Consider the following 21428-nt stretch of genomic DNA (forward strand, 5'->3'; position numbering starts at 1 on the left):
GGCTCGTGGCGGCACGCCAGCGCCACCAGCAGCGAATCCGCCGCACCCGCGTGACGCTCATACTTCTCGCCGCCGTCATCGCGCTGGCTGCGCTTGTGCTCGCGTCGCCGGCGCGTGCCGCAGGCACGCCCGGGCGCTGCACGGGCCGCTTCGTCAATCCGATCACGGATATCTGCTGGAGCTGCCTGTTCCCTATGTCGGTCGGCGGCCTCAAGATCTGGCCGTCGATCGCGGGGCGACCCGACACCGACAACCCGAACTTGCCCGTCTGCAATTGCGGGATCAGGCCCGGCATCGCGATGGGCTTCTGGGAGCCGGTGCGGCTGGCCGACGTCAGCATGAAGCCCTGGTGCTTCGTCAATCTCGGCGGGCTGAAGCTGGATCCGGGGTTCGACATCGGGTTCAAGACGATCGCCGGTCCGAGCGCGGTTGGCGGCAAGGCGCAGAACACTAGCGGCTGGCACGTCCACTGGTACGCCTATCCGCTGATCTACTGGATGGAGATCGTCACCGATTTCCTGTGTCTCGAGACGGGCTCGATCGACATCCTGTACCTGACCGAGATCGACCCGCTGTGGCAGGACAGCGAGCTCACCGCCTTGATCAACCCCGAAGCGGTGCTGTTCGCCAATCCGCTCGCGCTCGCCGCCTGCGCTGCCGACTGCATCGCCGCGACCGCCAAGCTGCCGACCGATCCCTTGTTCTGGTGCGCGGGATGCCAGGGGACGATGTACCCGCTGAACGGCAATATCGGCGCCTCGATCGGCCATGTGCAGGCGTCGCGCCTCGCGCTCGCCCGCTTCGCCTACAAGCTCCACCGCGAGCTCGTCGCCTGGGGCACGATGGGCTCCAAGGGCCTGTGCGGCAAATATCTGATGCCGGTGATGCGCAAGCAGCAATACCGGTTCCAGGCCACCAATCCCAATCCCCAGACCAGCGGGCGCTACGCCTGCGCGCCGATCGGCGCGTCCACGACCTTCATGTCGGCTGGCCAGGTCTATCCCGCGATCGGAGAAGATATGGGCTATCTCGTCTGGCGCAAACGCAATTGCTGCGTGCTGTGATGCGCCGTCATCCCCTCATCATCAGCGCCGTGCTGACCGCGCTCGGGCTGGCGCTCGGGCTCGCGAGCGGCGGCGGCGCACAGACCGTGGACGGCCTCGATCTCGCCAAGGTCCGCGAGCGTGCCAGGCTTTCGCCAGAGGATGCCGAGGCGTTCGGCAAGGTCATCGCCAGGCGCGGGGACGCGGTGAAGACGCAGGCTGCGGCGAGCGCGGCTGCCGCCCGGGCGAACGCCGCGCGGCATGCGCGCACCGCTGCCGTCAATGCGCGACCGGGTAATGCCTTCGATTTCGACGCGATGGTAGCCGCCGCCGGGCGCGAGGCCGGATCTGCCGATGATGCGCCGCGGCTGGTGGCGTTCGCCAGTCTCTCGATGCCCGCCGCGTCGCTGCGCCAGATGATCGACGATGTCGGGCGCGCCGGAGGCGTTGTCGTCTTCCGCGGGTTCCCAGGCAACTCTGTGAAGCAGTTCACGGGCGCGCTCGCCAGGGTCGTGCCCGCAGGGAGCAGCAACGCCGTCGGGATCGACCCGCGGCTGTTCCGCGCGTTCGCGGTCACGACGGTCCCGACCTATGTCGTCACCTCGACCGACTTCGACCTGTGCGACGGGTTCGATTGCACCACGCATGTGCCGCCGCACGACCGCATGTCGGGCAATGTCAGCCTCGGCCATGCGCTCGATACCTTCGCGCAGGGCTCGGGTCCCGGCGCAGGTATCGCCGACCTCTATCGGGCTCGCCTCGAAGGATCGGCGCGATGAAGCCGCCAGGCAACAATCGGCGTGGCATCGCGCTGCTCATGCTCATGTTCGCGACCGGTCTCACGGGCAGCGGTGCATTCGGCCAGGCCGCAGATCCGAGCCGGGCGCGGAGCGATGGCAAGGCCTTCGCAGCCGGGATCGCTGCGCAGGCGCAGGATGCGGCGAAGCGTGTCCCTACCGCGGACAGCGTCCCCAACTTCGACGCGTCGCCATCGCAGTCGTCGCTGTTCGACGATCCCGATGCGCTCGCGCGAGCCGCCAGCGCCGCTGCGGCCAGCCACGAGGGCTATCAGACGATGCGCTCCTCGGTCGAGCGACGTCCGCGTATTCCGCTTGGCGACATCGAGGCGACGATCGCGCGCGGCCAGGCGGTCGCTGCTGATCCGAACACCTATGTCAGCGGCATGGGTGTCGGCGGCGCGCAGGGCAGCTGTCGCGAGCTTCCGCCCGGCAGCGCCTCGAACGGCAGCTATGAGGCGACCTGCAATGACGGCCTCGCACTCGAGCAAAAGATCGAGCGCTGCACGGTTCCGCTCACCGTCTCGGTGACGCGTGCGACGCGCTATCGCTATTGGTGCAGCGGGTTCAACGCCGCGTTCAACGATGTCGATGATTGCGCGCTGTTCGAAACGGCGAGCTGCACCGTCACCGGTTCGCGTCCGGGACGCTGCCTGCAGGGTGGCAGGAACCAATCCGGTCGGCCATGGTGCACCGAACCCGGCGAACCTGTCGACGAACTGCTCTGCACCAGCGAAGTGGCAGGTGCGCAGCTCCGCGGCACGGAAGGGCACGACACGATCGCGGAGCGCCGCGATGAAAGCGGGTGCGCGGGCCTCGGGGCCGACACGGGCTGCGTCGAGCAAGCCGAGACCTGCACGTCGAGCGATCCGGTCACGCGGACGATCAACGGCGTCGCTGTCACGCGGCCGTGCTGGGCCTGGGAGAGGAGCTATCAGTGCTCGCGCGCGGTAGAGCGCCAAGATTGCGGAAGCCTCGACGCTAACCCGGCTTGCAGCTTCGCACGGCGAGAATGCCTGAGCGAAGACGAGCCATGCACCACCTGGGAGCGCATCTACCGCTGCGCGATCCCCGACCAGGTCGGCCCGGACAAGCAGTATATCTGTGACGGCGACATCTACTGCATCAACGGCGATTGCGAGACGATCGATCGCCAGCCGAACGCCGAATTCAAGGACGCCGCGGTCGCGCTCAACGCTGCCGCGCAGGCCGGGCGGGAGTTCGATCCCGCCACGCTCAGTCTGTTCAAGGGCACGCGTAACACCTGCAAAAGCGCCGTGTTCGGCGTCCTCAACTGCTGCAAGGGCAAGGCCTTTCCGCTGATCCCCGGTAGCCAGCTGCTCGTCGCGCTCGGCTGCTCGCGCGAGGAGATCCTGCTCCACCAGCGCGATGCGACGGGCCTCTGCCACTATGTCGGCAGCTACTGTGCGAGCAGCGTGCTCGGCGTCTGCGTGACCAAGCGCAAGGCCTATTGCTGCTTCGAGTCCAAGCTCAGCCGCATCCTGCAGGAGCAGGGTCGTCCGCAGATCGGCAAGCCGTGGGGCTCGCCGAAACGGGAGACTTGCCTCGGCTTCACGGTCGACGAGTTCGCCCGGCTCGACCTGTCCGCCATGGATTTCTCCGAGGTCTATGCAGAGTTCCAGGACGCCGCGCGACTGCCCGAGGAGCTGAGCACCGTGACTGCGGTCCAGCAGAAGATCACCGACTTCTACACGCTGAACGGACCCCGCCGATGAAGAGACGTCTCCATCGACTCGCCGTCGCGGCGATGATCCTCGCAGCGGCCATGCCGTCTGCGCGGGACGCCATCGCCGCCGTGCCGGCCCAGGCAGCCCCGACCGCCCAGCAAGGCGATCGCTTCTACTGCGAGGATCGCCAGCTCGGGACCTGGTTCTATTGCGAGCGGCCCCGCCCGGCCGAGCCGGAGGCCGCGCCCCCGTCTGCACCAGTCTCCACGGCCGCGGAGCAACTCGAGGCGGTCACGACCGAGCTGCGCGAGCTCAAGGCACGCGCAATCCTCGATCCCAGCCCGGCGAACGTCACGGCCTATATCCGCTTCCAGCGCGCGCAGCTCGATCGAGCCTCGCTGTTCGGAGACGTGTGGCAGCGGGCGATCTGGCAGACGCCGGAGCTCGACTACACGCTCCAGCGGCCGGTCGGGACCGTCGCCAAGCGGCAGTGGCTCGATACCCGCAAGGCCGAACGCGACCGCACGCTCAGCCAACTCGGCAAGCGCTACGGGCTGTTCTACTTCTTCGCGCAGAGCTGCGGCGCCTGCTCGGTGATGTCGCCGATCGTAAAGGCGGTCGCCGACACGCACGGCATCACCGTGCGCGCCATCTCGACCGATGGCGGTCCGTCCGAGACCTTCCCCCGCTACACCGTCGAGACCAACCAGCGCGCTGCCATGGGGCTGACCTCGCAGGTCACGCCCGCGGTTGTGCTGTTCGACAGTGCAACCCGCACCCCCATTCCGATCGGCTACGGCGTCATCGCCGCCGACGAGCTGATGGACCGCATCTTCGCGCTCACCCAGAGAAAGGCCGGCAGTGATTATTGACCCTCCGTCGCCACGCCCGCGGCGTGGCCATCACCAGCGTGCGGTGGCAGCAGCGAAGCGCGCAGTCAGGCGCGCGAGCATTGGCTTGGCGGCGCTCGGCTGCAGCCTCGGCGTCGCCGGCGCGCTTGTGCCGATGATCGTGCCGGTCGCGCCCGCGAGCGCCCAAGTCGCCAAGGCGATGGAAGATTTCGTCCGCGATGCGGGCGGCGCCGCCAACGTCACCGGACCAAGTGCCTTCCAGGGACAGTCGGCCGGCTATTACAGCCTCGGCAACGTCTGGACGCGCTTCCCGCAGAAGACGACCAACCTCGCCAACCTCCAGCTGCCCTCCGCGCGTGCAGGCTGCGGCGGCATCGACCTGTTTGCCGGCTCCTTCTCGTTCATCAACGCGAGCGAGATCGTCGCCATGCTGAAGGCCGTGGCGAACAACGCGGTCGGCTTCGCCTTCAAGCTCGCGATCGACACCGTCTGCCCGGAATGCTCGAAGGTCATGGATGAGTTTGCGCAGAAGGCGCAGATGATGAACGCGCTCAACATCTCGAGCTGCGAGGCCGCGCAGGCCCTGGTCGGCTCGGTTTGGCCGAAAGGCGATCTCGCCGACAAGGCGATCTGCGAAGCGATCGGCAACTCGGACGGCGTCTTCTCGGACTATGCCGCTGCCAAGCATGGCTGCGGCAACAAGGGCGAGCGCCGCTCGACCATCGACGGTGCCGATCCTGCGAAGTGGGATGCGGTCAACTCGGCGGTACCACGCAACTACACCTGGCATGTGCTCAAGGGCTCGAAGTTCTTCAATGCCGGCGGCAGTTTCGACCGCGAGCTGGCGGAGTACGTGATGACCATGGTCGGCACGATCATCTACGTGCCGCCGACCGACAGTGACCCGGGCCGGTTCCAGCCGCTGACGGGTGACATGACCTCGACGCTCGTGACCGCGCTGCTCGACGGCACCAGCGCAAGCGCGGTCCAGGTCTATGCCTGCGACACCGAGGACCAGTGCCTCAGCCCGACCTTGAAGCCGCTCGATGTGCCGACCGTCAAGGCGATCCGCCCCCGCGTGACGGCGCTCATCGACGGCATGGTCGATGCGATCCGCACCGACAGTGCGATTACGCCCGAGCAGAAGGAGCTGCTGCAGATCGCCTCGGTGCCGCTCTACAAGATCCTGACGGTGCAGGCGGCCTATGCCCGCGGCCTGTCGACCGACGATCGCGCGACGCTCGCCGAGATCGCCTCGATCGATCTGCTCTACGCGATCCTCGACCAGCTGGTGAGCGAGGTCGGCAAGTCGAAAGCAAGCTTCATCGCCGCCGACGAAGCCAAGTTGACCGCCTGGAGCGCGCAGATCAACACCGCGCGGACGACGCTCGCCGACCGGCAGCAGACCACGCAGGCGCGGATCACCGCGATCATGGCAATCATCCAGAAGACGCAGTTCCTCGAGAACGTCCTCGCCAACTCGATGTCGCCGGGCATGGCGGCGGCACTCGACTGGTCGCGCGGCGTGAGCGCGCGGGGATTGAACTAGCGCACCTCCGGTCGCCGGGCACCCAGCCGGTGACCCACCCACCCTCAAAATGAGCACGGACAATGGCGACGGTTGAACTCTTCACGATCGGTGGCGGCGAATATGTCGTGAACGTCCTGAACGCCGTTGCGGCTTGGACCGGCGACGGCGGCTACAAGAGCCTGCTCCAGGTCTGCATGGTCATGGGTCTGGCGTACTCGGTGGTGATCGTCGCGTTCAATGCCGACTGGCGCGCCTGGCTCAACTGGTTTCTGCAGGCGACGCTCATGTACATGGTGCTGATGGTGCCGCGGCTCGACGTCCACGTCACCGATCGCATCAACCCGAGCCTCGCACCGGCGCAGGTGGCGAATGTCCCGTTGGGGCTGGCGATGATGGCGAGCTTCACCTCGCAGGTCGGGGACTACCTCGTCGGCTCGGCCGAGCTCGTGTTCGGGTTGCCGGGCGACCTTGATTACAGCCGTAATGGCATGATCTATGGCTCGCGGCTGTTCGAGGCGACGCAGAACCTGCGCATCAACGATCCCGAGTTCGCCGCCAACCTCGACGAGCATTTCCGGCAGTGCGTGTTCTACGATGTCCTGCTCGGCCGCTATTCGATGGAGACGCTGAGCAAAGCACCCGACATCTGGGGGGCTATCGGCCCCGGCAGTCAGGCGCGTGCACAGCGCTTCCTGACCCGGGATGCCGACGGCGCGGTGACCTCGTCGATCGAGACCTGTCGCGACGGCTACACGACGCTCAGCATGCAGTGGGCCGGCATGACGGACGATTTGGGTCGCATCTTCGGACGGCAGCTCTATCCGCGGCAGAGCGCCGATCTCGCCAAGGCCAAGCTCTTTGCAGACCTGCCGGTCGCCTATCGCTACCTGACCGGTGTCTCGGCCTCCGCCAGTGAGATCCTCAAGCAGACGCTGACGATTAATGCCATGAGCCAAGCGATGCATTCGGCCGCGGGTGCGACGGGCACCGGCAGCGTCGATGTCTATGCGCAGACCCGCGCGGAGATCCAGACCAAGCGGACCTACGGCTCGATCGCGCATTCGGCGATGAAGTGGGTGCCGGTGCTCAATATCGTGCTGACCGTCGTCTTCTACGCGCTGTTTCCCGTGCTCTTTCCGCTGTTCCTGATGCCCAAGAGCGGCCCACTGGCGTTGCGCGGCTATGTCACCGGCTTCTTCTATCTTGCCGCCTGGGGTCCGCTCTACGTCATCCTGCACATGGTCATGATGTTCAAGGGCGCGTCGGAGGTGGCCGGGGCAGGGGGCGGTAACGGACTAACGCTGGCGAGCTTCACGGGCATGAGCGAGGCCAATGACGATATCGGCATGCTTGCCGGCTATCTCGTCGCATCCATCCCGTTCCTGGCCGGCGGCATTGCGAAGGGCGCGATGGCGATTTCGAGTCAGGCGACCAGCTACCTCAACCCTTCCCAGAACGCCGCCGAGGAAGCCGCTCGCGAGGCATCGACCGGCAACATCGGCGTGGGCAACGCCAGCTTCGACAACCAGACTATCCAGACGCGCCAGCACGATCAGTGGAACCAGGCGCCTAGCTTCACCTATGGCGCTTCGCAGACCCGCGCGTACAACGACACCGGCACGCTCTCAACGAGCTTCGCCGCCAACGACCTGCTCGACGTTCCCGTCTCTAGGCTGCCGTTCAGCCCGCAGGTGACGCAGTCGGTGGCAACCGAGGCGTCTCGCGTCGCGAGCGAGACCCGCACGCGCGGCGAGACGCTGTCCAATCAGGCGAGTGAGAGCGTGAGCAATGCCGTCAACCGCTTTAACGAGTTCCGCCACGCGGTGAGCAACGACCAGTCGATCGCCAACAGCTACGGCGCAGAGGATCGCTCGAACATCACCAGCAGCTTCAACGAGGTGGATCAGGCATCGCGCATGCTCCAGAGCCGATTTGGTCTGCGAGCCGAAGTGGCTGATACGATCGCGACAGAAAGATTTGTGAGTGGATCGCTCAGCGCGAACGCTGGAATTGGCGCGAACTTTGGGGTTGCTAAAGTGGGCGCGTCGGCCAGCGGAAGCGCGGGGGCTTCACGCCGCTGGACTGACAGTGATGTCGCCGCAGTCTCTCGCGACGGGTCTCGGATCGAAGATGCGCTAGAAAGCTGGTCGACGAACCATGGCTGGTCGCAGAACAGGGACGCGTTTGAACGATCAGTTGCCACAAGCTCTCGGTCCGACGTGTCAAGCAACGCCTCCGGTATCAGTTCAAGTCTCACAGAAGCACAGAGCTTCAGTCGCGAAGCTCGCCGTTTCTACGAAGAAGCGGATCGCCTCGAAACCCGCTGGTCGGCGCGCGATGGCGAGAGCGTAAGCGGCTTGCTCAACACCAGCGATGCGTTTCTCGCATTCGCGCGGGCAGAGATCGCCAGCACGCCTCTCGTCTATCGTGACTTCGATCCGGCCAATGCGACCCATTGGTACAGCAGCGATCCTCAGGTTACGGCCGAACGCGACCTACTGATGTCGAAATACGTCGGGCAGGTCGGAGCCAACATGCGGGCTGAAGTCGAGGAGCATCTGACCGCTCCAAATGCGAACGGATTGGCTCGGCCGTCGGCGTCAAGCGGACAGGGTGTTCGCGCGAGCGGCGGCGTGGCGGCTAGGTCAGTGGAGAAGGTTGGAGAGGCTGAAGATAATTCGCTGCTTGAACGTGCGGATAGCATCCGAGCCGAAGTTTCTGACGCTCAGTTCAGAGGTGCAGATACTATCGACCGAAAGCGGCGAGTTCGGGACGCAGATACAGCCGGGGCTGCGGCCGGACCAACAGACGACGGCGCCGAGTTAGCCCGCAGTTGGAGTAAGTCGGTGCCGTTGTCGCCCCTTAAGCGGGACTGACAGAGATCAAAAGAAAAGAAGGTACGTCCAGATCACGGCGATAGTCATGATCACTCCGAGGGCAAGGGCTCGGCTAACGGGACCAGCCCAAGTCTTCCTATAAAGGTAAGCAGTAGAGCGATTCTCTTTTCCCGCTCGGCTGAATTCGCGAATGATATGAAATCCGTCATCCACAGCTGCGTTCCGCCTGAAGATATGGTCGTTCTCCAATGCACGAAGCCGATCCTCGTGAGCCCGGAGGTGAGCATCTGTGGCAGGATCGGACATTTGGCTCGGCCTAACTGGTTCGCAGAGCATACCGAATGCCCTTCCCTGTTGCGAGTGGAATCCGATCCTCTCGGCTGGCTCTGCTCTCCGGGCGGGGTGTAAGCGCTAGGCTCGAAGCTGAGAGAACTCGGCACCTGCCTGGAACTGCTCAATGCGGATGGTCCGCGACGCGTCGTTTGGATCGGGAACGAGCTGCTTGAACGGCTGCCATTAGGGCGTAAGGCGTCCATAGCCGATCCGCTGCAGGGGGAGGACGGCCTTGGCCCGATCGGTCACACCAAGCCGCGCTGCATGAGAAGAGCGAGCTGGTCGGCGAAACTGAGATGGGGTTTGGTGTAGGGCGAAAGCATCCGGCCTTAGATATGATCTTGCGCGCCAACAGGCGGGACAGGACAAGGCCTGGCCTCGTACCTAGGCTTGCGGCCCATGTCCTCTGCGCTGAGCGAGCGCGAGCCGAAACAGTTCGGCTTGGTACTGCGCGTCATGAAGGGCGTCGTGATCGCCATGGAGCTTCGGGTGCACTGCCTCGGCGATGCGGCTAGATCGAGTGTCGGCCCAGCTACATCCCGAAATCCCCATCCACAGCGCCTTGATGTCCAGCGCGGTGAAGCCAAACGGATTGTCGCCGGTGAAGCGATGGAAGTAGTAGTTGACGAACGACCAATCGAAAGGCGTGTTGAACCCGACGAAGACGGGCACGCTGTCACCGGCGACGTCGATGATCCAATCGCGAAACCGCGACATGGCCGCCTCGGGTGCCGTTCCTGTCTTATGGAGCTGATCGAGTGAAAGCCCGGATACCTCGAGCGCTTCTGGGACGAACTTGTTGTTGATCGGCTTTAGCTCGCAGGCGAACGTCGTCGACGGGTCGGCCACGAGGCATGCCCCGATCGACAGCATGCTGTACTCGCCAGGGATCGGTCCCGCCGTCTCGACGTCGATCGAGATGAAGGCCTCGTTGCGGTTCGTCGTCACGCGATCAGTTCCTCCACGTTGACCAGCGGCGGGCGGTTGCGGACCGCTTCCCAGTGCTCGCGGAACGTCACGCGGCGCTCCTCGGCCGTACCATTGGTCTTCCAGTGCAGGCCGGCAAGCGTCTTGATGTCGAAGGGGGTGTCGGAGCCGTCCCGCGCGGTCACGATCGTGGGAATCATGCGGCCGAGCGCGTATCCAAGTTCCAGGAAGCAGTTGGGTCTGGAACCGGTGATGTCGGCGACCACTACGCTGGAGCGGTGAAGCTTCGCGAAGATCTCCTCGTCAATGCGGGCGTGTTCATAGGCCTGCCTTCCGTCAATGACGGTCAGTCTGTAGCCTAGTTCACCCTCGAGCACGGGTTGCACGACCGTGTCGAAGAAGCCTTGGACCGCAGGGTACTCGGCGTGGTCAGGCGCCAATAGCCGGACCGCGAAGGCGCGTGGTCGCTCGAGGTTCTCCAGCAGGTCGACCAGCGCCGTCACGCGGTCCGGTACGGATTGGCGCGCCGGGAAGCGGATGCGATTGATCCAGGCATGGGAGTCGCCCCCATCCGCGATCTGGAACAGTTTCCGGCTGTTAGAGCTGGCTTCGCCGAACGAGTACAGTCGGCGACCGCCTTCGTTGTCGGGCGTGATCGCGAGGTTGAGCGGGATCACGGGTTTGCCCCCGGCATGGTAGAGGTCGGCAAGGAAACGCACGCCTTCAGTCCCGCCGAGAGCAATCAGGATGTCACCGTAGCGCGCCTGCGCCTCCATCCGCTTGCTGTTCATGTTCCAGCGCGCAGCGCTTTCGATCCGCACCTGCGGGGAGTCCCTCATCTCGTCCCACAATGAGTGGAACTCCCGGGGGATCTGGTCCTCGTTCTTGTGGTGCTGAATCGCAACGGCGAGCGGGTTGGGGGCGTCGGACGGACGCGCCGTGAGTGAAGATCGGATGGTCTGCCAGACTAGCCAGTCGAAGCAGATCGGATGGTTATCCTCGCGCCTGGGTTCGGCGTCGACTGGCACGACGAACGTCGCGCCGAGCCGCATCAGCGCGCGGACGAGGCCGGTCACGAGCTCACGCGCGGCCACCACGTCGGTGGGCGTCGCAATCATGGGGTCCTTGGAAATGCTGCCGGCGATGTGGACGCGCCGGCCAAAGAGAGGAGAGTGGACCATCAGCGGTCTTCCATGATTCGCGACCCGACCATCGCGGTAGCGGCAGCGCGCAGGTGTTCGTAGCGGAGCGGCCCGTCCGGGAAGGCCCTAGCCACGGCGGCGGGGTAGAAGCGGGTGCGGAAGTCAGAATAGGTCCAGCCGGGAGCATCGCCGGTTGGACCGGTCAGCTCGGCCAATTCTGTGATTTGCGCGGGCGTGACCTCGATGCCGTCGAGATCCATTTCGAGCAGCTCGCGGCGCTCCGCATCCGACGGGCGGTCGAACCGGTCGACGATCGCGGCGCGCCGGAGCAGTGCTGGATCGAGCACGCTTAGGCGATTGGTACAAAGGATCACGACGATGCGACCCTTGTACCGGCGTAGGTCGTCGATCCCTTGGATCAGCGTGTTGACCGCCACCTTGTCCTCGTGGTGGCTGTGCTCCTGCGACCGCGCTGCGGCGATGCTGTCGCCCTCGTCAATGACGAGCACGGCGCGCCGCGTCTTGCCGACCGATGCGGTGACGCGCTTCAGCGCCTCGGCGAGCAGCGTGGTCATCTCGCCGACCTTGCCGCTCCCGCGCACACGGTTGGAGAGCCGGAAGATCGTCGCGTCCTCCGATCGCGCCTCGGTGAGCAGGCGGTTAGCGATGCACTCGGCCATGGCCGTCTTGCCGGTGCCGACGTCACCATGAAAGACGACGAGCGGGTACTGGTCGGCAACAAGCTCGCAGATCGGCAGGTTCCGCCGGTGATGGCGCTTGCTCCAGTCCGCGAGCTTGTCCGCGGACAGCAGCAGCCGCAACTGGTCGTGAACGCGGTCGTAGCGCTGTTGGAAGCCGAGGAGCGTCGCGGCACGGTGCGCCAATACCTCGTCGGGCACTAGGGTCTCGCTGTCGAAGATGTCGGTCTGGCTCACTTCGTCCAATCCTTGCGCTTCAGCCCATAGGAGCCGCTGGTATAGTTCCGTCCGCCATCGTCGCTGAGGCTGGAATGGGTGGTATCGTCGTAGCTCTTGGTCCAGCTGAAGCGCAGCTTGCCGCTGAGCGTCTCACGGGCATCCGCGTCGTAGGCCGCCGTGTACGAGATGATGATGCGCAGCGTCCCGAAGGTCAGCCGGGGCCACATGGCGTTGCCGGGCCGGCTGGAGACGAGCCCGCCGGCATCGGCGTCGACCGTGTACTTTGCTGCCCGCTCCTCAGTGCCGAGGTTGAGGAGCGTGACGTCGACCGACTTCAGGTAGCCCTTCTTGGCGAGCATCTCGACGTCGTGGACGTACTTGGCGACCTCGTCGCCCGAGATGGTGCCGGAACTGTCCGCGATCATCCTGAGGTCGGCGGCAAACCGCCGCACGACGTTCTCAACGTCCGTGGTGCTGTAGGTCTCGGTGGTGGTGGTCGTGCTCATCACTGCTCCTCCGTCCGGAACTTGGGCCCGAAGAGCTCCTTCCAGATCGCGTTGTCGTTCTCGGCCGAAGCGAAGTTCGCGGTCTCCCAGGCCTCGCGGGCCGCATCGACGATGGTCTTGCGCTCCGCTTCGGAGATCCGGCTGGCAACGTTGTTCGAGCTGCAGACGGGATCGATGATAACGACCGGGCCGCTGAAGGTCGGCACCGGCTGGCTGTTTTCCGGAAACGAGACCGGGATCTTGAGGCCCGACTGCGCGATGAAGAGCAGGAAGTCGCGGAAACGCTGCTCGATGCTCGTAGGCTTGCCCAGCGTGTCCTGCAGGTGGGCCATGATCAACTCGATGGCGAAGGACTTGAGCGGCTTGATCTCCGCGCGGTTACGCCACCGCTTGCCCAGCCGCACCAGTGTGCGGAAATCGCTATCGGCGACCTTGCGATCGTACACGAACTTGATCTGGCACGGCGCGCAGGTCTGCGTCTTGCCGCCGTCGCGGATGTCGTACTGCCATCCGTAGCCGGTGCGGGCAGGATCCTCGATCACTGGCACGATGTCGACCGATAATCCGGAGCCGACAAACGCGACGGTCGCCGCCTTAGACTGGATCGTGAAGTCCTCGACAGACTTGTTGGGATACTGTGCGGTGAGCAGCTTCGTGATGAAAGCTGTCAGGGTCTCGATCGTCTCGACCGTGGCGTCCTTGCCCGAGATGTAGAACACGACATCGACATCGACCGGATCCTCGGTCGTCTTGCGCAGGATCGTGTGCTTCGCAAACGAGCCGGCCTTGACCACCTTCGTGATCTTGATCTCGGTCTTGTCGCGGATGTTCGCACGCAGGTTGTCGATCAGGCGGTCGACCTGCGCGTTGTACTCGGTCCGCTTTTCCTTCGGCAGACGGAGCACGTTATAGTCGTAGTAGCGCAGCTGGGTGTTGCTCAGCGGCATGGCAGTCCCTTCCGTTTCACTGTGCGTTCCCGTGAGGCATGATCCCTCGTTTCCGGAAGCGCGCGGCGCCGGACGAGGAACCGGTTGACACGATTTGACTCTGGGCATAGGAAGTACACGGGAAGCGAAAAGCTGTCCATCTACTTTTGATGCGTATTAGGGTACCAGCGGATGGCGGCAGATGGAGGCAAGATCAACTGGGGCGTGGAGCGTCGTCTCGAGTTCATCGAGTTCCGCCTGTCCTGGGAGGGGGGCGTCCGACGTTCTGACATCATGTCTGCATTCCGCGTGTCCGAACCCCAGGCGTCCAAAGACCTCTCACTCTATCAGGAGCGTGCGCCCGAGAACGCGGTGTATGACAAGGGCTCGAAGCGATACGTGGCGGGCGAGGGGTTCCGTCCGGTCTGCCTGCAAGGCGGACCTGACGAGTACCTCATGCGCCTGAGGTCTCTGGGGGAAGGGCTGACCGACCCGCGGGAGTCCTGGATAGGTTCTCAGCCCGATGTCGATGTTGTCCTAACCCCTGCGCGACAGGTGAGCGACGAGTGCCTTCGGTCCGTTCTCGCCGCGTACCGGGCGGGCGGTTCGATTGAGGTCCTCTACCAGTCGATGAGTCCCCAGCGGCCTGATCCCGCCTGGCGGCGGATAAGCCCGCACGCGTTCGGCTACGATGGCTTTCGCTGGCACGCGCGCGCCTACTGCCACCTCACCGACCGCTTCAAGGACTTCCTGCTTCCGCGCATCCTCGGATCTCGCGGTCCGGGGGATGGCGGCCGCCCCGGTCGCGAGGACGGTCTCTGGCAGGAGCGCTTCGTCGTGCGCATCGCTCCCCATCCCGACCTTGGAGCCCAGCAGCAAGCGATCGTCGCCAAGGACTACGGGATGGTCGATGGCACGGCCGATCTCGAGGTGCGGTACGCGATGCTGTTTTATGTCTTAAAACGGCTTGGATTGTTGGGCGACGCAGCAAAGCTGCCAGCGCGCAGCCAACACATCGTTGTTATCAATCAAGAAGAGACCAGGGTAGCCCTGGAGAAGGCTGAGTTCGCGGTGTGATCCCGCACGTTCAGCCAAGAGGGGTTAAGAATGGCGACGCTTGAGGAAATTCGAAACGGCGCATCGGTGCGCGGTATTGCCTCGTCGCAGGTGGTGCAGGTTCTGTCCGTGGACTGGATCGGCGACCAGGCGATGAACGTCGTCTATCGGGATCTGAACGGTGCCGTCGCCGAAGCCGTGCTTTATCGAGACGACGAACACCGCCTCCATGTCGAAGTGAACGGCCGACCTTGGTCGTTCGACGGCGACGGTGCGCTGCTGCGTCTCGTAACCGAGGCGAACCGGATCAAGCTCGCGCACTATTTCGATCCCTATCTGGCAATCCACACCAGCTTGGTTGATCCGCTGCCTCACCAGATTTCGGCCGTTTATGGTGAAATGCTGCCGCGTCAGCCGCTGCGCTTCCTGCTCGCTGACGATCCCGGCGCGGGCAAGACGATCATGGCTGGCCTCTTGATCAAGGAGCTGATCGCCCGCAGCGACCTAGAACGCTGCCTCGTCGTGGCACCGGGCAGCCTAGTCGAGCAATGGCAGGATGAGCTTGGTCAGAAGTTCAATCTCGAGTTCGACATTCTGACCCGCGACATGATCGAAACGTCGCGGTCGGGTAATCCGTTCGAGGATCGCCATCGGCTCATTGTGCGCCTCGACGTCCTGGCTCGCAACGAGGAGCTGCAAGCGAAGCTGGCGAGCGCGCGGGAATGGGACTTGATCATCTGCGATGAGGCGCATCGCATGTCGGCAACCTACTTCGGCGGGGACGTCAAATATACCAAGCGCTATCAGGTTGGTCAGAAGCTCGGTGAAGCCTGCCGTCACTTCCTGCTAATGTCGGCCACGCCGCACAACGGCAAGGAAGAGGATTTCCAGCTTTTCATGGCACTCCTCGATGGCGATCGCTTCGAGGGTCGCTTCCGCGACGGCGTGCATTACGCCGACACCGCGGACATGATGCGGCGCCTCACCAAAGAGGAGTTGCTTCGCTTCGATGGGCGGCCGCTCTTCCCGGAGCGCCGCGCCTACACGGTTAAATATCAGCTCTCCGAGCTGGAGGCGGCGCTCTATACCGCCGTCACAGAGTATGTTCGGACGGAAATGAACCGTGTGCAGCGGTTCGCGGAAGGGGATGGCAAAAAGCGCAACAATGTCGGCTTCGCGCTGCAGATCCTGCAGCGTCGTCTAGCCTCCTCGCCGGCAGCGATCTACCAGTCCTTGAAGCGACGCCGCGAGCGGTTGGAAAACGAGTTGGGCGAAGCCCGTCTGGCGAGCGCAGGACGCAGGGTTGGCTTTGCCGCACCGGACATCAACGCCGACGTCCTCAGGAACATGGACGAGTATGGTCAGGACGAGATCGACGATCTTGAGGATCTGATCGCGACCGGCGCGACGACCGCAGAAACGGTCGAGCAGCTCGCCCTGGAAGTGGACACGCTCAAGGGCCTTGAGACGATGGCCCTTGGCGTCCTGCGCTCAGGGCTCGATGCCAAGTGGACCCAGCTCAACAGCATTCTGGATGATGATCTGATGGTCGATGCCGATGGTAATCGGCGCAAATTGATCATTTTCACAGAACCGAAGGACACGCTGCACTACCTCCTCGACAAAGTTCGAGCCCGGATCGGCAACCCCGATGCGGTCGACGTGATCCACGGCGGCGTATCGCGGGAAGAGCGGCGCAAGGTCATCGAACGGTTCATGCAAGATCGCGATATGCTGGTGCTGATCGCCAATGACGCTGCCGGCGAAGGTGTGAACCTTCAGCGCGGCCATCTGATGGTCAACTACGATCTGCCGTGGAATCCGAACAAGATCGAGCAACGGTTTGGGCGCATCCATCGGATCGGTCAGACGGAGGTCTGCCATCTCTGGAATATCGTCGCGGCAGACACGCGGGAAGGCGAGGTCTATGCGCGATTGCTCGAGAAGCTCGAGGCTGCGCGCGAGGCGCTGGGTGGCCGCGTCTATGACGTTCTAGGCGAGCTTTTCGAAGGGACGGCGCTGAAGGATCTCCTGTTTCAGGCGATCCAGTATGGCGAACAAGAGGATGTGAAGGCGCGCCTCTTCCGCCAGGTCGATGGGGCTGTCGATCAGGACCATCTGCTGGAGCTGCTGCAACGGCGTGCGCTCACCAACGACACCATGCCCGAAGCCAAGGTGCAGGAGCTTCGTTTGGAGATGGAGCGCGCCGAAGCGCAGCGCCTTCAGCCGCACCACGTCCAGAGCTTCTTCGTGGAAGCGTTTCAGCACCTTGGTGGCCGTATGAAGCGGCGTGAGGAAGGACGCTGGGAAATCACTCACGTGCCGGTTCGCATCCGCGAGCGCGATCGTCAGATCGGCACGGGCGCTCCGATCCAAAAAAAGTATGAGCGGATTTGCTTCGAAAAGAGCCGGATCAACCAGCAACCCGTCGCGACCTTCGTCTGTCCGGGCCATCCGTTGCTGGAAGCCGTGATCAGCGTCGTTCGCGAGCAATACGAGCAGATCATGCGCCAGGGAGCAATCTTGGTCGACGAGCTGGATACTGGCAACGCGCTGTCAGCCGTGTTCCTCCTCGAACACAGCATTCAGGATGGCAGGACAACCAGCGCCGGCAAACCGCATGTCGTATCCGAACGGCTACAGTTCGCCGCGATCGACAAGGCAGGTCGCGCCGTGAACGCGGGGATCGCGCCACACCTCAATCTGCGGCCCGCAACATCAGATGAAATTGCCAGCATTCGCCACTTCTTGGACGAGGATTGGCTGACGACGGAGCTTGAAAAGACGGCCGTCCAGTTCGCGACCGTGGAGCTGGCGCAGGCGCACATCGCGGAGGTCCGCGCCCGACGTCTTCCCGAGATCGAAAAGGTCGAGCATGAGGTTCGTGCGCGTCTCAAGAAAGAGATCAATTATTGGGATTCGCGCGCCTTCGAGCTGAAGGAGGAGGAGAAGGCCGGTAAGAAAACGCGTCTTAATTGGCAAAACGCACAACGCCGTGCCGAGGATCTGGCCGAGCGCCAAAAACGCCGCATGGGGCAGTTGGAGCAGGAACGCTTCATTTCATCGCAACCCCCGCGAGTGCGTGGCGGGATGGTGGTGATCCCGCGCGGCCTGCTGGACGCTCAAGCTTCGCCCGGCCCTAGCCCGCTCGACGGGGCATATCAGGGTTTCTCGACCGATGCTGCTGCCCGCCGCCTGATCGAGCTGGCGGCTATGGATGCTGTGATCGCGACGGAGCGGACCCTCGGAAACGTCCCGACTGACGTATCCGCGCAGAAGATCGGCTACGACGTTGTTTCCTATGATCCGGCCACCAAGCACCTCCGCTTCATTGAGGTGAAGGGACGGGTACAGGGCGCGGACACCGTGATGATCACGCGGCAGGAGGTGATAACGTCGCTCCACGAGCCCGACAAATATATCCTTGCCGTCGTTCATGTGGAAAACGGGGAGGCGGGCGCGCCGCGCTACGTCCGCGGGGCCTTGTCGGATCACGAGCCGGCGTTCGAGCATACGGCGATACAGTTCAACCTAGCCCGCCTTATGGAGCGCGCGGAGGCCCCCCGATGATCATCAAGGATTTCGCCATCTTGGCGCCGGTACCGTTGGAACACCTGAAATCAGGCACTCAAATCGCTCAGGACACTGGGTTCGTCGCCTTCGGTTCGCGCAAATGGGAGCTTTTCCGGCAGATCAATGAGATGCGTGGCGGTAGCCCTGTGCCCGTCCTCATCTACCCCTCTCATGAGGACGTACCGGCCAAAGCCAGCTTCATTGTATCGTGGAAAGGTTGGTATGTAGGATCGGAGGAGGCCCCAAAGGGGCGGCACTCCACCGGCATGACGCACCGTCCACCAACCACCGGGCAGTACGAAGGCGACAATCACGGTCATTGGGCTGTGTTTTGGCATGTCCAAAGCCTGATCGAGCTGCCGCCAGCGCAACGTGTTCCGATCTCGTCGATACAAACCATCAAGGGTGGCTGGCGCAAAGAAGCGCCGCCTCGGGGCCCAGAGCTGGTCGCCACGCCCTCAACGATAGAGTTTTCACTATGACCTCGACTTCGACCTACAAAAAGAAGCTGATTGAAGTCGCCATACCGCTGGAGGCGATCAACACCGCGTCGGCACGCGAGAAGTCAATCAGGCACGGGCATCCATCAACCCTACACCTTTGGTGGGCTCGACGCCCGTTAGCCGCATGTCGGGCGGTTCTGTTCGCACAGTTGGTAGACGATCCCTCCTGCTTCCCAGAGGTCTTTGATACTGAGGAGAAGGTTGAGGCCGAACGACAGCGACTTTTCCGTATCATCGAGGACTTGGTGATTTGGGAGAACTCCACCAATGAGGAGGTCCTAGAGCGCGCCAGGGCGGAAATTCGCAAAAGCTGCGGAGGCGATTTACCCGCCTTCTATGACCCATTCTCAGGCGGAGCTTCAATTCCTCTTGAGGCGCAGCGCCTCGGCTTGCCTTCGTATGGATCTGATCTGAACCCGGTTGCGGTCATGATCGGCAAAGCGATGGTAGAGATACCGCCACGTTTCAAAGACAAGGGACCAACTCACCCTGGTGCGCTTGATCGAAACCACTATCGCAACGTCGAAGGTTTAGCCGAAGATGTTAGGTTCTATGGAGAGCGAATTCGCCAAAAAGCTTGGGACCGGATTGGTCATCTATACCCCCAAGTGGCCGTACCGAAGGAAATGGGCGGTGGCTTAGCAACGGTCGTAGCTTGGATATGGACGCGAACCGTACCAAGTCCAGATCCCGCCTTCGCCGATGTTCAAGTCCCGATCGCCTCCAGTTTTTTGCTTAGCCTAGGCGCGGGCCGGGAAGCCTGGATTGAGCCGAAGATCAATAAGGGATCAAAGTCGATCGAGTATGTGGTCCGCTCGGGTGGAAGCAAGTCTCAGATTGAGAAAGCGAAGAAGGGCACGAAAGCAGGTCGCGCGGTATTTCGATGCTTGTTTTCAGATGCAGCGATAAACGGTGAGTATATCGATCGCATGGCCTCCGCAGGCCGTATGAAGAAGTCGCTTATCGCTATCATTGCCGAGGGTTCAGGCGGTCGCCGCTATCTTTCTGTTGACGAGCGTAGCGGGCGGGCAGCAACTGAAGCCGCAGAGGCAACAATCCGCGACATGGACCTGAGCTATACTGAGGTTCCTTGTCGCGGCACGTTTGCAAGTAATGCGCAGGGTCGGCGGTATGGCTTCAACACCTTTCGAGATTATTTTATCGAACGGCAGCTTATTGCCCTCAATACGTTTAGCGAACTCGTCCGCGAAGTTCATGAAGAAATCGAGCGCGATTCGGTAACCGCGGGATATGCAGACGATGATGTGCCACTACGCGATGGCGGCAGCGGGGCCAGGGCTTACGCCGAGGCCATTCGCGTCTACCTGTCATTCGCGATTGATCGTGTAGCTGATGCTGGAAGCTCAATGGCGACATGGTCATCATCTGGATTCATCCGATTTACGTTTGCTCGCCAGGGCATCGCGATGACTTGGGACTTTGCGGAATGCAACGTCTTCAGCGATAGCACTGGCAACTTCCTGGGTGCTGTGGATTGGGTTTGGAAAGCGCTTCTTGGACTGAGCGTAAATTCCCAAGGTAGCATCATACAGCATGATGCGCAGACCGTCGTCCTGCCCGAGAATTGCGTCGTATCCACTGACCCGCCATACTACGATAACATTGGCTATGCCGACCTCTCGGACTACTTCTATGTATGGCTCCGGTGGAATATCAAAGGAATATATCCGGCGCAAGGCAGCACGATAACAGTTCCCAAGGCTGAGGAGCTTGTCGCCACACCTTACCGGCATGGTGGCCATGTAGAAGCCGAAAAGTTTTTCTTAGAAGGTATGACGCAGGCTATAACCAGTCTAGCCGCTCAAGCCTCTTCGGCTTACCCGACAACTATATACTATGCTTTTAAGCAGAGTGAGGTTGAGCAGGAGGGACTTGCCTCAGTAGGGTGGGCTACATTTATTCAAGCTGTGATCTCGGCAGGCTATGCGATCGTTGGCACCTGGCCGGTACGGACAGAGCGTGCCGCTCGTACCATTGCTACGGGAACAAACGCTCTGGCCAACTCGGTAGTTCTGGTTTGTCGCAAGCGGCAGCAGGACATTGGCGTGATCAGCCGTGCAGAATTCGTGCGATCGTTGAAGCGTGAATTGCCGCCTTCCATCGCCGAGCTTCAAGCCGCCAATATCGCTCCCGCTGATATGCCTCAGTCCGCCATTGGGCCTGGCATGGGAGTGTTTTCTCGATACTCGGCAGTCATCGAATCCGACGATAGTCCGATGAGCGTAAAGACCGCGCTGCAGCTCATCAACCGGGAGCTCGACGAGTACCTGGGCGGTATTCAAGGCGAGTTTGATGCAGATACGCGCTTTGCAATCACGTGGTTCGAGCAACATGGCTTGATCAAGGGGGACTATGGCTCAGCCGATAGCCTTGCTCGCGCCCGTGGCATCTCGGTTGACAGCGTAAGGCACGCTGGCATCGTGGAAAGCGCTGGTGGCAAAGTTCGCATTCTGACGCGTGAGGAGCTGGATGATGAATGGGACCCGGAGGATGACGGCCACTTAACGATATGGGAGTGCCTTCAGTATCTGATCAGAAGCCACGAAGCAGGTGGCATCTCGCACGACACCGCCGTCCTACTCAAAAGGCTTGAACCACAGGCAGAGGCAGTGAAAGATCTTGCCTACTGTCTCTACGATATATGCGCCAATAAGCGAAATGACGCGAAAGAGGCAACTGCCTACAACGCACTTATTGCCGATTGGACCGAACTGTCACGCCAAGCCGCAGCCGTCACTGATACTGGCGGCGATCGCCAAATCCGCCTGGACATTTGA

15 protein-coding genes are annotated in these 21428 nt (G+C 62.7%); 10 read left to right on the forward strand and 5 right to left on the reverse strand.

What is annotated here, in order from left to right; genetic code table 11:
- Window positions 1-35: 35 nt before the first annotated feature.
- The 6 genes from traU (at window position 36) to ACT009_RS02190 (ending at window position 8786) form a co-directional block, all read left to right on the forward strand.
- Window positions 36-1064: a conjugal transfer pilus assembly protein TraU gene (gene traU, locus ACT009_RS02165; RefSeq protein ID WP_445193977.1), complete on the forward strand. Its 1029-nt coding sequence runs from the start codon at window positions 36-38 to the stop codon at window positions 1062-1064.
- Entirely contained in the window at window positions 1064-1822 is a 759-nt protein-coding gene (gene trbC, locus ACT009_RS02170) for a type-F conjugative transfer system pilin assembly protein TrbC (RefSeq protein ID WP_445192761.1), read from the forward strand. The genes traU and trbC overlap by 1 nt, the downstream gene beginning before the upstream one ends.
- Window positions 1819-3576, forward strand: coding sequence for a conjugal transfer protein TraN (locus ACT009_RS02175; RefSeq protein ID WP_445192762.1), 1758 nt, complete (start codon window positions 1819-1821; stop codon window positions 3574-3576). Before trbC ends, ACT009_RS02175 begins: the two co-directional genes overlap by 4 nt.
- Window positions 3573-4400, forward strand: coding sequence for a conjugal transfer protein TraF (locus tag ACT009_RS02180; protein WP_445192763.1), 828 nt, complete (start codon window positions 3573-3575; stop codon window positions 4398-4400). Before ACT009_RS02175 ends, ACT009_RS02180 begins: the two co-directional genes overlap by 4 nt.
- Window positions 4401-4533: 133 nt before the next feature.
- On the forward strand, window positions 4534-5928 hold the full coding sequence (locus ACT009_RS02185; protein WP_445193978.1) for a conjugal transfer protein TraH: 1395 nt from the start codon (window positions 4534-4536) through the stop codon (window positions 5926-5928).
- A gap of 62 nt (window positions 5929-5990) precedes the next feature.
- The gene (locus tag ACT009_RS02190) at window positions 5991-8786 is read left to right on the forward strand and encodes a conjugal transfer protein TraG N-terminal domain-containing protein (RefSeq protein ID WP_445192764.1); all 2796 of its coding nucleotides are present in this window, start codon (window positions 5991-5993) and stop codon (window positions 8784-8786) included.
- Between the two features lie 678 nt (window positions 8787-9464).
- Here ACT009_RS02190 and ACT009_RS02195 read toward each other — a convergent pair.
- From ACT009_RS02195 to ACT009_RS02215, 5 genes are read right to left on the reverse strand one after another with little or no spacing between them, the layout of a single operon-like run.
- Window positions 9465-10028, reverse strand: coding sequence for a 3'-5' exonuclease (locus ACT009_RS02195; RefSeq protein ID WP_445192765.1), 564 nt, complete (start codon window positions 10026-10028; stop codon window positions 9465-9467).
- Window positions 10025-11188, reverse strand: coding sequence for a hypothetical protein (locus ACT009_RS02200; RefSeq protein WP_445192766.1), 1164 nt, complete (start codon window positions 11186-11188; stop codon window positions 10025-10027). The genes ACT009_RS02195 and ACT009_RS02200 overlap by 4 nt, the downstream gene beginning before the upstream one ends.
- A complete protein-coding gene (locus ACT009_RS02205) occupies window positions 11188-12084 on the reverse strand; it encodes an AAA family ATPase (protein WP_445192767.1) in 897 nt (298 codons plus the stop codon). Before ACT009_RS02205 ends, ACT009_RS02200 begins: the two co-directional genes overlap by 1 nt.
- Entirely contained in the window at window positions 12081-12572 is a 492-nt protein-coding gene (locus ACT009_RS02210) for an HORMA-1 domain-containing protein (RefSeq protein WP_445192768.1), read from the reverse strand. Before ACT009_RS02210 ends, ACT009_RS02205 begins: the two co-directional genes overlap by 4 nt.
- Window positions 12572-13627 carry a CBASS oligonucleotide cyclase gene (locus tag ACT009_RS02215; RefSeq protein ID WP_445192769.1) on the reverse strand — a complete coding sequence of 352 codons (1056 nt, stop codon included), beginning with the start codon at window positions 13625-13627 and terminating at the stop codon, window positions 12572-12574. Before ACT009_RS02215 ends, ACT009_RS02210 begins: the two co-directional genes overlap by 1 nt.
- A gap of 63 nt (window positions 13628-13690) precedes the next feature.
- On the opposite strand from ACT009_RS02215, the gene ACT009_RS02220 reads away from it, so the two are divergent.
- From ACT009_RS02220 to ACT009_RS02235, 4 genes are read left to right on the forward strand one after another with little or no spacing between them, the layout of a single operon-like run.
- Window positions 13691-14575: a WYL domain-containing protein gene (locus ACT009_RS02220; RefSeq protein WP_445192770.1), complete on the forward strand. Its 885-nt coding sequence runs from the start codon at window positions 13691-13693 to the stop codon at window positions 14573-14575.
- A 30-nt stretch (window positions 14576-14605) separates the two neighbouring features.
- Window positions 14606-18124, forward strand: a complete 3519-nt coding sequence (locus ACT009_RS02225) for a helicase-related protein (RefSeq protein WP_445192771.1) — start codon at window positions 14606-14608, stop codon at window positions 18122-18124.
- The gene (locus ACT009_RS02230) at window positions 18121-18609 is read left to right on the forward strand and encodes a hypothetical protein (RefSeq protein WP_445192772.1); all 489 of its coding nucleotides are present in this window, start codon (window positions 18121-18123) and stop codon (window positions 18607-18609) included. Before ACT009_RS02225 ends, ACT009_RS02230 begins: the two co-directional genes overlap by 4 nt.
- Window positions 18606-21428 carry a DUF1156 domain-containing protein gene (locus ACT009_RS02235; protein ID WP_445192773.1) on the forward strand — a complete coding sequence of 941 codons (2823 nt, stop codon included), beginning with the start codon at window positions 18606-18608 and terminating at the stop codon, window positions 21426-21428. The genes ACT009_RS02230 and ACT009_RS02235 overlap by 4 nt, the downstream gene beginning before the upstream one ends.

It is taken from the genome of Sphingomonas sp. Tas61C01 (assembly GCF_052567495.1).

Excerpts from the sequence above, each read along its gene's own strand:
- trbC (WP_445192761.1), top strand. The coding sequence starts at position 1,064 with ATGCGCCGTCATCCCCTCATCATCAGCGCCGTGCTGACCGCGCTCGGG.
- ACT009_RS02175 (WP_445192762.1), top strand. The coding sequence starts at position 1,819 with ATGAAGCCGCCAGGCAACAATCGGCGTGGCATCGCGCTGCTCATGCTC.
- ACT009_RS02180 (WP_445192763.1), top strand. The coding sequence starts at position 3,573 with ATGAAGAGACGTCTCCATCGACTCGCCGTCGCGGCGATGATCCTCGCA.
- ACT009_RS02185 (WP_445193978.1), top strand. The coding sequence starts at position 4,534 with ATGATCGTGCCGGTCGCGCCCGCGAGCGCCCAAGTCGCCAAGGCGATG.
- ACT009_RS02190 (WP_445192764.1), top strand. The coding sequence starts at position 5,991 with ATGGCGACGGTTGAACTCTTCACGATCGGTGGCGGCGAATATGTCGTG.
- ACT009_RS02200 (WP_445192766.1), bottom strand. The coding sequence starts at position 11,188 with ATGGTCCACTCTCCTCTCTTTGGCCGGCGCGTCCACATCGCCGGCAGC.
- ACT009_RS02210 (WP_445192768.1), bottom strand. The coding sequence starts at position 12,572 with ATGAGCACGACCACCACCACCGAGACCTACAGCACCACGGACGTTGAG.
- ACT009_RS02215 (WP_445192769.1), bottom strand. The coding sequence starts at position 13,627 with ATGCCCAGAGTCAAATCGTGTCAACCGGTTCCTCGTCCGGCGCCGCGC.
- ACT009_RS02220 (WP_445192770.1), top strand. The coding sequence starts at position 13,691 with ATGGCGGCAGATGGAGGCAAGATCAACTGGGGCGTGGAGCGTCGTCTC.
- ACT009_RS02225 (WP_445192771.1), top strand. The coding sequence starts at position 14,606 with ATGGCGACGCTTGAGGAAATTCGAAACGGCGCATCGGTGCGCGGTATT.
- ACT009_RS02230 (WP_445192772.1), top strand. The coding sequence starts at position 18,121 with ATGATCATCAAGGATTTCGCCATCTTGGCGCCGGTACCGTTGGAACAC.
- ACT009_RS02235 (WP_445192773.1), top strand. The coding sequence starts at position 18,606 with ATGACCTCGACTTCGACCTACAAAAAGAAGCTGATTGAAGTCGCCATA.